Below are 13,471 nucleotides of genomic sequence, written 5' to 3' on the forward strand. Positions count from 1 at the left end.
GGCCGGGGCCGATCCCGCTGACGTCGGGTCCCGTCCCGGTGGCAGGGACGCTAGGCTGGGCGGCGCGTGGGACCCTTCCGCGGGTTGCGCGCTTCGGTTGTTGGTGGTTGGTCTTTGTTGGGGGATTGTGGTGGAAAAAGGGACGATTGTTCGGTTCGACGACGTTCGCGGCTACGGGTTTATCGCACCGTTCGGTGGCGGCGACGACGTCTTTGTGCACGCCAATGACTTCGGTGATCAGCGGCATCAGGTCGCAGCCGGCATGCGGGTGAGCTATGAGGTTGTGCAGTCCGAACGGGGCCTGAAGGTCGCGAGCGTGGTGCTGGAGGCGGCCCCGCCGGCGCCGAGCCGCACTGTGCCGAGCCGCCCGCAGCCCCTGTCCGACGAGGACGGTGAGTGCGATGTGTTGGCGGTCGAGCAATTCGACGGCGCCGTGACCGAGCTACTGCTGGCGAACGTGCCCACGATGACCGGTGCGCAGATCGTCGAGGCCCGTCGAGCGCTGGTCGCCATGGCCCGCCAGTACGGCTGGGTCGAGGACTGACTGCTCCGCGCGCTGTGACCTCCCGCGGCCCGCGCTCTCCGGGGGCGGGCCCCGGGGGGTCGCTGCGCTCCCCGGGGGCGGGTAACGGCTCGCCGCGCGCGGCGAGGTAGTCGTCTGGTGATCGATCGGCTGCGACAATCCGGGGATGGATGACAGCGATCAGGGCATCGATCGTGCCGTTGCGGGCGCTGACTTCGTAGAGTGGAACTTCTCGATCATGGCGGATGGTTCGCCGTGGCGCATCGAGGAGGGGATGACGCAGCTGCTCGCCCATCAGGGTGCGGAGGGAATCGGGCCGTCCCTGGCTGTCGCCGCGCGCGAGGATGCCCGGGTCATCCAGGAGTTGGGTCGGCGGGAGACGCCGACGGCGGTGGCGGCGCTGCGGGCGTTCCAGGCGATGAGTCCGGTCGACACACAACGGGAACTGGCTGGGTTGCACGCCGACCGGCTCACTCGGCAGGGCGTTCCCGACGCCCCCTGGGCGGCCACGATCGGCCGGGTGCGGGTGGAGGGCTGCTGGTGGGCACACGACCCCTTCGACGAGACCGCCTTCCTGCTGTGCGTCTTCTCCTACGACGGAGACGATGAGCACGGCATCCTGGCGATGATCGACCTTGCCGTCGATGGTGGCCTGTTTCGGGAGCTGACCCTCGGCATGGACGTGGAGGTGCTGCAGGATGTCCTGCGCCGTGCCGACGGAGTCGATGGTCTGGTCACCGAGCCGGTCGACCCGGCGTATGCCCGGCGGCTGTTCGAGGACGCGGTCGTCACCTCGGACGAGGTGCTGGAAGACCGGGACTACCAGCCGAATCCGGCGCCGGCTGCGTACCGGAAGATGCGGGCGCTGACCCTGGCCCGGGCCCGGGCCCTGAGTGTCGCCGCCGCACCACCGGACCTGCTGCCCGACAGCGTGGATGTCGAACTCATGAAGCGGGCGTTCCTCGCCTCCAGCATCGGCTCCAAGCTTCCCGGGGGCGGCGCGACGAGCCAGGCGGTGGACCTCTTCGTCGAGCAGCTCACCGAGCGGGCCTGCTCCCATCCGATGCGGGTCGGCCCGCGGCGGGTGATGGCTGCCTTGGGGCTGCCAGGTCTGAGCCGGGACGCCATCGGTGATCCGGAGGTGAGTGACGTCCTTCCGGACGTTGTCCATGCCTGGGCGTCCTGGACCGCAGCCGAACGTGGTTTGTCCCGCGACGCCACGGAACGACTTGAGCGGGCGTGCGAGCAGGCGTGCGCCCGTCTGCGCTCCACCGATTCGGGGGGGCCGCCGCCCACCTGACCTGTGCTGGCTGTCCGCGACCGCCGTTTAGCGCTGACGTACGCCGAGGCTGTGTGCTGCCGTCGCGAAGGTCGCGAGGGTCAGCAGGAGTGACGAGTACAGCAGCACAGTCGGGACGGCGCCGAGCCACTGCACCAGTACGCCGGCGAGCGCGGGGGCTATCGGTAGCAGGCTCCCGCCGAGGAGGTGCACGGCGGCACTCACCCGTCCCTGGAGGGCGGGCTCGGCGTGGGTGAGGATGTGGCCGATGATCGCGGCGTTGGCTGCGGGTGCGAGGAGGAAGACCAGCGCGCCGAGGGCACCGATGAGATACGCGGAGTGGGCCACCGCCAACAGCGGCGTCACCGTCGCCGCAACCCACCCGAACGCCATGATCAGCGTCCGGGGCGGAAAGCGCGCGACCAGTCGGGGTGCCGCTAACGCGCCCACCAACCCGCCGATGCTGCTAATCGAGAACAGCAGCCCCGTGGCAACCGGTCCGGCGCCGTGGCGCTCGGCCAGGAAGACGCAGACCAGCCCGATCGACTGAAAGACGAAGGTGACGCCGGCGAACCAGAGCACCGCACCCCGGGCGAACCGCTCCTGCCACAGCCACCGCAGACCCGCGTTGATGAAACCGCGGCCCCGGTGTGGCGGGTGATCCCGAGTGTGGTGGTGCAGGGGGCGTCGGATCAGGGCCAGGCCCATTGCGGAGACGAGGTAGGAGACGGCATCCACCAGGAACGGCACCATCCGGCCGGCGCTGAAGAGTATCCCGCCGAGGGCGGGTCCGACCAGCGTCGCGAGCTGCGTACGGGATTCGTTTCGGGCGGCGGCCTGGGTCACCTGCGTTCGCGCCACGACAAACCGAAGGGCAGCCGTCTCCGCGGGCTGGAAGCAACTGGCCAGGGCTGCTTCCGTGGCCACCACTACAGCAATGTGGACGAATGTGGTTCCGTCGACGATGATGGCGATGACCAGGCTGCCCAGTGCCAGCGCGCGTCCCAGATCTGCCGCGATCATGAGAAGTCGTCGGTCGTGCCGATCCGCCAGCGACCCGGCCGGGAGCCGACACACCACAGTGGTGATGGCGGCGATTGACGCGACGGCTCCCGCGTGTGCTGCTGATCCGGTGATGGCCAGAGTCAGCAGGACGAAGCTGACCGAGGAGACGGCGCTACCCAGCGCGGAAATTGATTGGCTCACCCAGAGGATGACGAAGTCCCGGTTCTGGGAGAGTGGGCGCACCGGCGGCCCGGCGGTCGACGGTTCTTGATTTTCGATCAATGGATCAACCACGTTCCCCGACGCTAGGCATGGTCCTGGTTGGAAGCATGCGTGATCTGCGTCACCGGACCCGGGAATTGGTCCGATGTGGAGCTGCCATAGACTGCGCGCGATGATCAAGACGAGACGATTGGCGGCAGCCCTCGTCGGGCTGCTGGCGACGAGCGTGATGATTGGTCCGGCACCGGCCCTCGCGGATCGGGAGACCCCGGTCGAGCCACCGAAGGTCGAGCTGGTCCTTGATGTCAGCGGGTCGATGCGGGCCACCGATATCGACGGGCGAAGCCGAATCTCGGTTGCCCAGCAGGCGTTCAACGAAGTGGTGGACGCGTTACCGGACGAGACCGAACTGGGCATCCGGGTCCTCGGCGCCACCTATCCCGGTGACGACAAGGAGCAGGGCTGCCAGGACACCCAGCAGATCGTGCCGGTCGGACCGGTCGACCGGGTGCAGGCGAAGGCGGCGGTGGCGACGCTCCGACCGACCGGATACACCCCGGTCGGGCTGGCGTTGCGCTCGGCCGCCGAGGATCTCGGCACCGGTAGCACCGCCCGGCGGATAGTGCTGATCACTGACGGTGAGGACACCTGTGCCCCGCCGGACCCCTGTGAGGTGGCCCGAGAGCTGGCTGCGCAGGGGACGAAGCTGATCGTGGACACCCTCGGTCTGGCGCCAGACGAGAAGGTACGCCAGCAGCTACTCTGCATCGCCGCGGCCACCGGCGGCACGTACACCGCGGCGCAGAGCGCGGACGAGCTGACCGGGCGGATCAAGCAATTGGTCGACCGGGCGCAGGACACGCACACGGTCACGCCGGCCGTGGTCTCCGGCACCTCGGTCTGCGCCGACGCCCCGCTGCTCGGCGCTGGCGTCTACAGCGACCGGGAGAAGTTCTCGGAGCATCGCTGGTATCGGGTGCCGGTGTATCCCGGGCAGGAGCTGCGTGCCTCTGTCAGCGTGGCGTTGGACCGGCCGGTCAACCCCGACCATGCGGTGCTGCTGCGGGCGGTGGCCACCGACGGTCGGGAGCTGGTGCGTGGGGTGGACGCAGGTAGCGGTCGGACCGATGTCGTCTCCGCGGGACTGCGCTGGTCGGCCGGGGAGGAGCCGGAGGATGAGCCCTCCCCAACCCCGTCCACCACGACCGAGGCCGAAGCCACCATCGTCTGTCTCGTGGTGAGTAATGCCTTCGCACCCCAGCCGGGGACCCAGACCTCGCCGGGGATGCCGGTTGAGTTGACCGTGGACATGGTCGCGTCCTCGCCCGCTCCGGCTGCCCCGGATCTCGGTCGGGGCGTGGTGCTGCTCATCCTGTTGACGGTGACTGGTCTGCTGGCCGGACTGGCGTCCGGGGTGCTCACCCGGTGGTGGGTAGCGACCTGGAGGGAGAAGTGATGCGGGTCCGGTCAATGCGGGGTGGAGCCGTCCTGGCCGCTGTCGGTCTGGCCCTGCTGCTCTCGCCCGGGGCGGCCCGGGCCACTCCGACGCCCTCACCGGGGGCGACCCCGGTCACCCGAGCGGGAACCTCCTTCTTGACCGCCACCGATATCACCGCCGGGCAGCCGGTGCAGGTGGACGCCGCAACCGGCGACTACCTGTACTGGTCGTTCCCGGCGGTGGCCGGCGAGCGCCACGAGATCACCGCGACCGTGTCGTTCCCCAAGCGGCGCAGCGGCGAGTCGACGTGGACCGTGGAGGTCTTCGACGGGCTGCGGCGGCGACAGGCCTGCACCGCCGGTGCCCAGACGCCGACGGCCACCGCCGAGGCCGAGAGCGTCTCGCTCGGGTGCACCCTGCGGCAGGTCCGCTCGTGGGCGGAGCCGTGGTCAGCCGATCCGTTGCCGGGGACCTACTACGTCCGGCTCTCCGTGGCCGAACTGCCGGAGGAGGACCTGGGCCTGCCGATCGAGGTTGACCTCCTGGTCGGAGCGCTGGGTGAGGGGTCCCGCGACGACGGCGTGCTGGCGGAGCCGCTGGTGCTGCCGACCGAGGCCGGCACCGTACTCGACGCCGCACCGACGGAGCCAGCCGAGGGCGATGACGACGGCTTCTTCGGTTGGCTGCCCGAGCTCGGTTCGCGCTGGGCCTGGAGCACGGTCGGCGGCATCCTCGCTGCCGTGGCTGGAGTCGTCGGCTTCGGTCTGACCCGGCGCCCCCGTCGTCGGTGACGGTGTAGGTCGGGAGGGCGCCCGCGGCCGCGGGCGCCCTCCCGACCAGTTGGTCACATCAGTCCTGCGGCAGCAGCTCGTTGATCCGCGCGCGGGGTGGGAAGGCCAGCGCCAGGGTCAGGTCGAGCACGGTGGCGGGGTCGGTGAGCCGCTCGCCGTACAGCTGGCGAAGCTGGCCCATGCGGTAGCGCACGGTCTGCGGGTGTACGAAGAGATCGGCGGCGACATCGTCACGGCGGCCGTGGTGCAGCAGCCAGGAGCGCAGCGTCTCGGTCAACCGTTCGGCGGTGGTGGGTGGCAGCGCCGCCAGCGGCGCCAGCACCCGTGCCCGCAGGTCCGCCAGGCCTTCCGGGTCGTGGCTGAGTAGCAGTTCGGCTAGGTGCGCCTCGGTGTCCAGGGGTGCGCCGGCGTCGTCCGGGCGCAGACCCAGGGTGAGCGCCCGGGTAGTCCGCTGCCAGGAGTAGGCGACCTGGGTCCACGGCCGGGCCGGGCCGAGCACCGCCCGCCGGTCGCGTAGCAGTCGGGCAAGCTGCCGTCGCCGGTCGCCGTGGGCGTCCGGGACGAGCAGTCCGGCGGTCTCGTCGCCGGGCGTACCGCCGGGCAGGTCGTCGGCGCTCTCCAGCGTCTGTCCGGGGAGTAGCTTGAGTACCGGGCGTAGGTTCGATCGGGGCAGCAGCACGGCGGTGAGGGTCTGCGGTGTTGGCCAGTCGGCCCGCTCCGCGCTGCGCAGCAGTACTTCTTCGTCGGCTCCGGTTACCAGCTGCTGGGTGAGTCGTTCCAGGTTTCGGCGGCGGATGAGGCCAGTACTGGCCAACTCGTCGGCGTGCCCGGCGACGCTGGCGGCGGAGAGCTCGTCGATGTAGGCGAACATCAGCTCGGCGAACTCGGCCACCGTGGCGGCCGGCAGCTGTCCGCGTACGGCGATAGCGGACATCTCCCGCCACGAAACCCGGGCGCCCACCCGGTACGCGGCGAGTAGCGCGTCCACGCTGCGGCCGGAGCGGGCCTCTCCGCTGCCGAGCGCGTACGCGGCCTCGACGGCGGGGACGAGCGGGGTGCTGGCCCCGTAGGAGCGTTCGACGAGTTGCAGGAAGGTGCCGAGGGCGATCCGTACGGCATTCTCGATCTTGTCCCGCATCTGCCCGGTGAGGGTGCCGGAATAGCTGGGTACCTCGGCGGTGATCGCGGTGACGGTGTGCTCCGCGAGCAGGGCGAGCCCGTTGCGGAGTTCCCCGGCGACCCGGTCATCGAGGTCCAGCCGGGCGGCCCGCCGGGTCGCCTCGGAACGTTCGGCCACAACTTTGTTCCCTTCGTATAAATTACCGGGTCGGGTTCACCTTCCCAGGTCAAGATTTTATGCCAGTGTGCCGCCACCATCGGGAGATGACCACCACCGTCCAGCGCCCGTCCGCACCGGCGTCCCTGCGTCGCGGGCTGCTGCGGCTCGCCGCGGCGGTCACCACCCCGCTGCTGCCCGACGACTACCTTGACCTGGTCGCCCCGCTGCGTGCTGGCGCCGACCTACGGGGCCGGATCCTCGAGGTGCGTCCGGAGACCCAGGACGCCGCCACCGTCGTGATCCAGCCGGGGCGAGACTGGCAGGGGCACCGCCCCGGGCAGTACGTCCGGCTCGGCGTGGATGTCAACGGCGTGCGGCAGTGGCGGGCCTACTCGGTGACCTCCGCTCCCGGCGACCGCCACGACCCGATCACGATCACCGTCAAGGCGATTCCCGGCGGCCTGGTCAGCAACCAGCTGGTGCGGCACGCTCAACCCGGCACGATTGTGCAGCTTGACCAGGCGCAGGGCGACTTCGTGCCACCGGCCACCCCGCCGGCGCGGGTGCTGCTGGTGACCGCGGGCAGCGGCATCACCCCCGTCATGGGGATGCTGCGCAGCGGGGCCCTCACCGGGGCGGACGTCACGCTGGTGCACTCGGCGCCCACCGCAGCGGACGTGATCTTCGGTGCGGCGCTGCGGGACCTCGCCGCCACCGGCTCGCTCCGGCTGGTGGAGCGGCACACCCGGGATGCCGGCCAGCTCAGCCTCGCCGACCTGGCCGCGCTGGTGCCGGACCATCTCGAGCGGGAGACGTGGGCGTGCGGCCCGGCCGGGCTCCTCGACGCCCTGACCGCGCACTGGACCGCCGCCGGCCTCGGCGAACGACTGCACACCGAGCAGTTCCGCCCGACCATCATCGCGCCGGGCGAGGGCGGCACCGTCACCTTCGGTCGCAGCGGGGTGACCGTCGCCGCCGACGGCCGCACCCCGCTGCTGGAGGCGGGGGAGGCGGCCGGTGTGCTGATGCCGTCCGGCTGCCGCATGGGCATCTGTTACGGCTGCGTCCTGCCGCTGCGCCAAGGCGCCGTCCGTGACCTGCGCAACGGGTCGCTGACCACGGCGGTTCCCGGCGACGGCGTCCTCGTCCAAACCTGTGTGTCGGCTGCCGCCGGCCCCTGCGATCTCGAACACTGATTCCGGAGTACCGACGTGACCGTCATGCAACGCAAGCCCGCCAACCCGATCGCTCACCTAAGCTCCGAGGACATTGAGGAAATCGGAAAGGAACTGGACGCGATCCGGGACCGCGTGCTGGCCGACCTGGGGGAACGGGACGCCCGCTACATCCGCCGGCTGATCCGGACGCAGCGGGGCCTGGAGTTGGGCAGTCGGGCGGTGCTGCTCTTCTCGCTGTTCCCGCCGGCGTGGATCATCGGGACGGCCGGTCTGTCGGTCGCCAAGATCCTGGAGAACATGGAGATCGGGCACAACATCCTGCACGGCCAGTGGGACTGGATGCGGGACCCGAAGATCCATTCCACGACCTGGGAGTGGGACCACGTCTCTCCGGCCGAGCAGTGGAAGCACTCCCACAACGAGCTGCACCACCGCTACACCAACGTGATCGGCAAGGACAACGACCTCGGGTACGGCATCATGCGCGTTGACGAGGACCAGCGGTGGCACCCGCTCTACCTGGGGCAGCCGGTGTGGAACCTGATCAACGCCTTCTTCTTCGAGTACGGCATCGCCGCGTACGACCTGGAACTGGGGCGCAACCTGAAGAAGGGCCGGCACCGGGATCCGGCGTTCCGGGCCCGGGCCCGGGCGGTCGGCCGGAAGATCCGCCGTCAGGTCCTGAAGGACTACGTGCTGCACCCATTGCTGTCCGGACCATCGTTTCTGAGCACGCTCGCCGCGACCTTCACCGCGAACCTGGTCCGGAACCTGTGGAGCCACTCGGTGATCATGTGCGGGCACTTCCCGGAGGGCGTGGAGACCTTCGAGAAGACCTCGATCGAGGGGGAGACCCGCGGCGAGTGGTACCTGCGGCAGATGCTCGGCTCGGCGAACATCAGCGGTAGCCGGTTGCTACACATCATGTCCGGCAACCTCTCCCACCAGATCGAGCACCACCTCTTCCCGGACCTGCCGAGCAACCGCTACCGGGAGGTCGTCCCGGAGGTCCGGGCGCTGTTCGACCGGTACGGCCTGAAGTACACCACCGGATCGCTGCCCCGGCAGGTCTTCTCCGCCTGGAAGAAGGTCATCCGGCTGTCGCTGCCCAATCGCCGGCCCCGCGACCGGGCCAGCAACCGGTCGGCGCCGGCGCTGGGCACCTCTGGTGCCTGAGCTGGCGTAGGTCAGTCCGGCCGGGCCGGCTCGGCGGCCCGGCCTCCGGTTAGGTGGCGAGCAGCCGGCCCCCCGGTCAAGTGGCGAGCAGCCGGTCGCGGACCTCCCGGCGCAGCACCTTCCCGATCTGGGAGCGGGGCAGGTCGTCAACCACCACCACCCGGCGCGGCACCTTGTACGCGGTCAACTGCTCCCGGCACCCGGCCCGGATGCCCGCCTCGTCGGTGGTGCAGTCGGCGTGCAGTACCACCACGGCGACAACCTCCTCGCCGCCGCTGGCGCCGGGCAGGCCGACCGCCGCGGCGTCGCGGATCCCCGGGATCTGCCGCAGCGCCTCCTCCACCTCGGACGGGTAGACGTTGAACCCACCAGTAATGATCAGTTCTTTGATCCGGTCAACGACCCGTACGAATCCGTCCGAGTTCATCTCCACGATGTCCCCGGTCCGAAGCCAACCGCCGGGCAGCAGCACCGCCGCGGTCTCCTCCGGCCGGCACCAGTAGCCGGCGAAGACCTGCGGCCCGTTGATCAGCAACTCGCCTGCCTCGCCGGGCGCGCGGTCCCGGGTCGGGTCCTCCGGGTCGACGATGCGGATGTTGGTGGCGGGGAACGGGATGCCCACCGTGCCGGGCTGCCGGGCCGTGGACACCGGATTCCCCAACGCCACCGGGGAGGTCTCGGTCATCCCGTACCCCTCGACAAGCAGCCCGCCGGTCACCGACTCCCACAGGCCCACGGTGGCCGGGGGCAGCGACATCGCACCGGAGATGGCGTACCGGATGGAGGTCAGGTCGACCCCGCGCTCCCGGGCGGCGACGGCGAGCTTCTCGTAGATCGGCGGCACCGCCGGCAGGAATGTGGGCGGGCGGCGACGCATCGCCTGGAGGGTCTCGTCCACGTCGAAGCGGGGCAGCAGCACCAGGGTCGCACCGATGCTGACCGAGAAGGTCAGGCAGAGCGTCAGCCCGTAGGCGTGGAACAGCGGTAGTACGCCGTACACGGTCTCGGCGCCGTCGCGGAGTCCCGGCACCCACGCGCGGCCCTGCGCCGCGTTGGCGCGCAGGTTGCGGTGGGTGAGGATCGCTCCCTTCGGGGTGCCGGTGGTGCCGCCGGTGTACTGCAACAACGCGGTGTCGTCCGGCTCTGGCGCGGGATGGTCGGCGGCCAGCGGCCCGCTGCCGGCCAGCAGGCGTTCCCAGGCCAGGGTGCCCGGTGCGGGGGCGGTGATCGCGGCGCGGGCGGTGCGGGCTCGGGGCACCGGTAGCCGCAGCGCCCAGCGCTTGAGCGGGGGTAGGGCCGCGCTGAGGTCGACTGCGATGACCGTTTCGACCTTGGTGGCGCTGGCGGTGCGTTGCACCAGCGGCGCGACCTTGTTCCAGACCACAGCGACCCGGGCACCGTGGTCGGCGAGCTGGTGGGCGAGTTCCTGCTCGGTGTAGAGCGGGTTGTGCTCGACCACAATCGCACCGAGTCTCAGCACCGCGTAGAAGGCCACCACGTGTTGCGGGCAGTTCGGCAGGATCAGTGCGACCCGGTCGCCTTGGCCGACGCCGAGGCGGCGTAGCGCCTCAGCCGCCCGGTCCACCTGGGCCGCCAGCTCTCGGTAGCTGGTGGTGGCGCCGAAGAAGTCCAGTGCGGTCCGGTCGCCGAACCGGTGAACGGCCACTCGCAGCAGGTCGACCAGGGACTCGTCGGTCGGGGTGATGGTGGTCGGCACCCCCGGTGCGTAGCTACGAAGCCACGGCCGCTCGGCGCTCAGGTTCATGGTGCCATCCTCCCCACGTTCGTCTACCGGACCGTAACCTACGGTCTGGTAGAAAACCCGGCGAGGTGCCTGTCACCGCACCGCCGATCGAGTGCCCCGTGGTCAGTGCCGTCGTTGCGATTGCCGGGTCATCTGGCGCACCTTGACCACCGCCATGATGATCACGATCACCAGCGCGATCGCACCGATAACCATCAGCCATTGGGCCGCCTGCCAGAGCAGTCCCAGCAGGATGAGTGCGGCCGCGACGATGCCGATGACCCACAGTACTACCCGCATGTCGACCTCCGTCCCGCCCCCGTTGGCGGGGGACGCTCCGCCGCCTTCCCGGCCTGGCCGACAACATGCCGGGCCGAAACCGGCGAGTTCCTGCCCGTGCGCTCAGCGCTCCGCCTGGTGATCCGGTGCGCCGCGGTGCGCGGGCCCGGTCGTCCCAGCGGATCTGCGGCGGCGGCCGGCGACCAGCAGTGCCCCCGCCGCGAGGGCGCTGGCGAGGACGGCAACCAGGATCTTGTCCCGGCCGTCCCCGGGCACCTGCTGGACCAGCATGAACACGCCCGCGACCAGTACGAATCCGCCGAAGGTCCGACGGAGCACGACTTCCGGTACCCGGCCGGCCAGTCGGGCGCCGGCGAGGCTGCCGGCGACCGCGGCTGTGGTGACCGCGGCGGCCAGGCCCCAGTCGATGCTGACGCTGGACAGGAAGCCGGCCAGACCCGCGAACGACTTCATCGCTATGACCACCAGTGAGGTGCCGGCGGCGACCGACATCGGCAGGCCACCGAGGAGCGCGAGTGCGGGCACCACCAGGAAGCCGCCACCCGCGCCGACGATGCCGGTGACCAGGCCGACCACAACGCCGTCTAGGAGGACCCGCCGTACCGGGAGCTCTCGTGGCACCCTCGACCGGCCGGTGCCACGGCGACCACGGATCATCGCGGTCGCGGTGGCCAGCATCATCACTCCGAAGCCGGTGAGCAGGACCGCCGCCGGGACGAATGCGGCCAGCCGGCCGCCGACGTAGGCCCCGGCCATGCCGGCGACCCCGAAGAGCAGGCCGGTACGCCAGCGGATCCGTCCGGCGCGGGCGTGCGGTAGCACGCCGACCGCGCTGGTCACGCCGACCACCAGCAGCGAGGTGGCGATCGCCTCCTTCGCCGGCAGGTCGGCGACGTAGACCAGCAGCGGTACGGCGAGGATGGAGCCGCCCCCGCCGAGTAGGCCGAGGCTGAGCCCGATCAGGACGGCCAGCCCGACGGTCAGGATGAGGCTGAGGGTCACGACCGCCGTCCGGTTGGCGCGTTGTCGTGGCGGGTGCGGGTGGCTTCCGCGCCGACCAGGGTGATTCCGGCCGCCTCGGCCGCTGCGAATCGGTCGTCGATGACGACCACGTCGCGGCCGGCGTTGGCCAACAGCGAACCGGCGGCGGTGGCCCGATAGCCGGAGCCGCAGTGCACCCAGACCGCACCGGTGGGCAGGTCGGCGAGACGCCGGGGAAGCTCGGACAGGGGCAGGTGTACGGCGCCAGCGATGTGCCCTGCGGCCCACTCGTTGGCCATTCGCACGTCGAGCACCACGTCGGGGGTGGGCAGCCCGGTGGGGAGCCGCCCGGTACGGGCGGCGGCCAGCGCGGCGAAGTCGGCCAGCGGTAGCTTCCGTAGCTGTTCGCGGTCGGCCGCCCACCGCTCGGCCTCGCCGGTGGCCTGGCCGGCTGGCCGGTCGATGCCGATGCGTACCAGTTCGCGCTGTGCCTCGGCGATCTGCGCGGAGGTCTCGGCGAGCAGGGTGACCGGTGTGCCCCAGCTGATGAGCCAGCCGAGCCAGGTGGACATCGCTCCGTCCAGTCCAAGGCTGACCGTACCGATCAGATGGGCGGCGGCGTACGCCCTGCGGTGCCGTAGGTCAACCACCCATTCCCCGGCGTTGACCCGCCGACGTAGCTCGGCGGCGTCGACGCGGGCAACCGGGGTGAGGTTCACCGGTGCCGGACCGTTGAGGTTGGTAAAGCCCGTATGGGCGTAGTAGGCCGGGTAGGCGTCCAACCCGGTGAGGGTTTCGGTGACGAAGTCGTCGGCGGCCAGCCGGAGCACCGGGTTAACCTCCTTCTCCCGGCCGATGGTCGATTCCGGGGCGTCGGTCTGGCTGGCGGAGCAGAAGCTGCCGAACCCGTGGGTCGGCCACACTTCGGCGCCGTCGGGCAGCAGGTCTGCCAGCCGCCGGGCGGAGCTGTGCTGGTGGTGGGCCAGTTCGTGGGCGTGTTGCTGGCCGAGCAGGTCGGTGCGGCCGGTGGTGCCGAAGAGGAGTGAGCCGCCGGTGAAGGCTCCCACTGGTTGCCAGTCGCCATCGTTCGCGTAGTCCAGGACGTAGGACAGGTGGTGGAAGGTATGGCCGGGGGTGGCGGTAACCCGTAGGCGCATCGTGTCGGAGACCAACAGGGTGTCGCCGTCGGTGACCGGCAGGCGTTCGAATTCGACCCGCTCGGCCGCGGCGACCAGGTAGTGGGCGCCGGTGACGCGAGCCAGATCGAGCCCGCCGGAGACGTAGTCGTTGTGAATGTGCGTCTCGACCACATGGGTGATGCGGACCCCCGCCGCTCCGGCCAGGTACAGGATTCGGTCGATGTCACGCTGTGGGTCAACGACGACCGCCACCTGACCGTCGGTGGCCAGGTAGCTGCGGTCGCCCAGGGATGAGGTCGCGAGGACCGACACGTTGAATGTCACCGTCGTGCTCCTTTCAGGGCAAAACCTATACCCCCGGGGGTATGCAGCGGTCAGGTGGATGTCTTTCGGTTGGCGTGCGGTTACCCCCTCCG

At 70.5% G+C, this 13,471-nt stretch carries 12 protein-coding genes; 6 read left to right on the top strand and 6 right to left on the bottom strand.

Features of this window, described 5'->3' with window-relative positions; genetic code table 11:
- Positions 1-130: 130 nt before the first annotated feature.
- Together SALPAC2_RS0103310 and SALPAC2_RS0103315 are read left to right on the top strand one after the other, a co-directional pair.
- Entirely contained in the window at positions 131-544 is a 414-nt protein-coding gene (locus SALPAC2_RS0103310; protein WP_018215212.1) for a cold-shock protein, read from the top strand.
- A 145-nt stretch (positions 545-689) separates the two neighbouring features.
- On the top strand, positions 690-1,823 hold the full coding sequence (locus SALPAC2_RS0103315) for a beta clamp domain-containing protein (RefSeq protein ID WP_018215213.1): 1,134 nt from the start codon (positions 690-692) through the stop codon (positions 1,821-1,823).
- A gap of 27 nt (positions 1,824-1,850) precedes the next feature.
- On the opposite strand, the gene SALPAC2_RS0103320 is transcribed toward SALPAC2_RS0103315, so the two are convergent.
- Positions 1,851-3,101, bottom strand: a complete 1,251-nt coding sequence (locus tag SALPAC2_RS0103320) for an MFS transporter (protein ID WP_026184368.1) — start codon at positions 3,099-3,101, stop codon at positions 1,851-1,853.
- Between the two features lie 100 nt (positions 3,102-3,201).
- Here SALPAC2_RS0103320 and SALPAC2_RS0103325 point away from each other — a divergent pair, with 100 nt between their 5' ends.
- Complete coding sequence (locus tag SALPAC2_RS0103325) at positions 3,202-4,485, top strand: VWA domain-containing protein (protein WP_018215215.1); 1,284 nt, start codon at positions 3,202-3,204, stop codon at positions 4,483-4,485.
- Entirely contained in the window at positions 4,485-5,258 is a 774-nt protein-coding gene (locus tag SALPAC2_RS0103330; protein ID WP_018215216.1) for a hypothetical protein, read from the top strand. The genes SALPAC2_RS0103325 and SALPAC2_RS0103330 overlap by 1 nt, the downstream gene beginning before the upstream one ends.
- Positions 5,259-5,316: 58 nt before the next feature.
- On the opposite strand, the gene SALPAC2_RS0103335 is transcribed toward SALPAC2_RS0103330, so the two are convergent.
- Positions 5,317-6,555, bottom strand: a complete 1,239-nt coding sequence (locus SALPAC2_RS0103335) for a PucR family transcriptional regulator (protein WP_018215217.1) — start codon at positions 6,553-6,555, stop codon at positions 5,317-5,319.
- A gap of 86 nt (positions 6,556-6,641) precedes the next feature.
- Here SALPAC2_RS0103335 and SALPAC2_RS0103340 point away from each other — a divergent pair, with 86 nt between their 5' ends.
- Both SALPAC2_RS0103340 and SALPAC2_RS0103345 read left to right on the top strand, forming a co-directional pair.
- Positions 6,642-7,733 (top strand): ferredoxin reductase, encoded by a 1,092-nt coding sequence (locus SALPAC2_RS0103340; RefSeq protein WP_018215218.1) that lies wholly within the window; start codon positions 6,642-6,644, stop codon positions 7,731-7,733.
- A gap of 15 nt (positions 7,734-7,748) precedes the next feature.
- Positions 7,749-8,891 (top strand): fatty acid desaturase family protein, encoded by a 1,143-nt coding sequence (locus SALPAC2_RS0103345; RefSeq protein WP_018215219.1) that lies wholly within the window; start codon positions 7,749-7,751, stop codon positions 8,889-8,891.
- Between the two features lie 76 nt (positions 8,892-8,967).
- On the opposite strand, the gene SALPAC2_RS0103350 is transcribed toward SALPAC2_RS0103345, so the two are convergent.
- The 4 genes from SALPAC2_RS0103350 to SALPAC2_RS0103365 all read right to left on the bottom strand — a co-directional run bounded on the left by SALPAC2_RS0103350 (position 8,968) and on the right by SALPAC2_RS0103365 (position 13,379).
- Positions 8,968-10,656 carry a long-chain-fatty-acid--CoA ligase gene (locus tag SALPAC2_RS0103350; RefSeq protein WP_018215220.1) on the bottom strand — a complete coding sequence of 563 codons (1,689 nt, stop codon included), beginning with the start codon at positions 10,654-10,656 and terminating at the stop codon, positions 8,968-8,970.
- A 102-nt stretch (positions 10,657-10,758) separates the two neighbouring features.
- Positions 10,759-10,935: a hypothetical protein gene (locus SALPAC2_RS27445; protein WP_018215221.1), complete on the bottom strand. Its 177-nt coding sequence runs from the start codon at positions 10,933-10,935 to the stop codon at positions 10,759-10,761.
- Between the two features lie 102 nt (positions 10,936-11,037).
- A complete protein-coding gene (locus tag SALPAC2_RS0103360) occupies positions 11,038-11,937 on the bottom strand; it encodes a sulfite exporter TauE/SafE family protein (RefSeq protein WP_018215222.1) in 900 nt (299 codons plus the stop codon).
- A complete protein-coding gene (locus SALPAC2_RS0103365) occupies positions 11,934-13,379 on the bottom strand; it encodes an MBL fold metallo-hydrolase (protein WP_026184370.1) in 1,446 nt (481 codons plus the stop codon). The genes SALPAC2_RS0103360 and SALPAC2_RS0103365 overlap by 4 nt, the downstream gene beginning before the upstream one ends.
- Between the last annotated feature and the right edge of the window lie 92 nt (positions 13,380-13,471).

This window comes from Salinispora vitiensis (assembly GCF_000378825.1).
Classification (GTDB): domain Bacteria; phylum Actinomycetota; class Actinomycetes; order Mycobacteriales; family Micromonosporaceae; genus Micromonospora; species Micromonospora vitiensis.

Excerpts from the sequence above, each read along its gene's own strand:
- SALPAC2_RS0103315 (WP_018215213.1), top strand. The coding sequence starts at position 690 with ATGGATGACAGCGATCAGGGCATCGATCGTGCCGTTGCGGGCGCTGAC.
- SALPAC2_RS0103325 (WP_018215215.1), top strand. The coding sequence starts at position 3,202 with ATGATCAAGACGAGACGATTGGCGGCAGCCCTCGTCGGGCTGCTGGCG.
- SALPAC2_RS0103330 (WP_018215216.1), top strand. The coding sequence starts at position 4,485 with ATGCGGGTCCGGTCAATGCGGGGTGGAGCCGTCCTGGCCGCTGTCGGT.
- SALPAC2_RS0103340 (WP_018215218.1), top strand. The coding sequence starts at position 6,642 with ATGACCACCACCGTCCAGCGCCCGTCCGCACCGGCGTCCCTGCGTCGC.
- SALPAC2_RS0103350 (WP_018215220.1), bottom strand. The coding sequence starts at position 10,656 with ATGAACCTGAGCGCCGAGCGGCCGTGGCTTCGTAGCTACGCACCGGGG.
- SALPAC2_RS27445 (WP_018215221.1), bottom strand. The coding sequence starts at position 10,935 with ATGCGGGTAGTACTGTGGGTCATCGGCATCGTCGCGGCCGCACTCATC.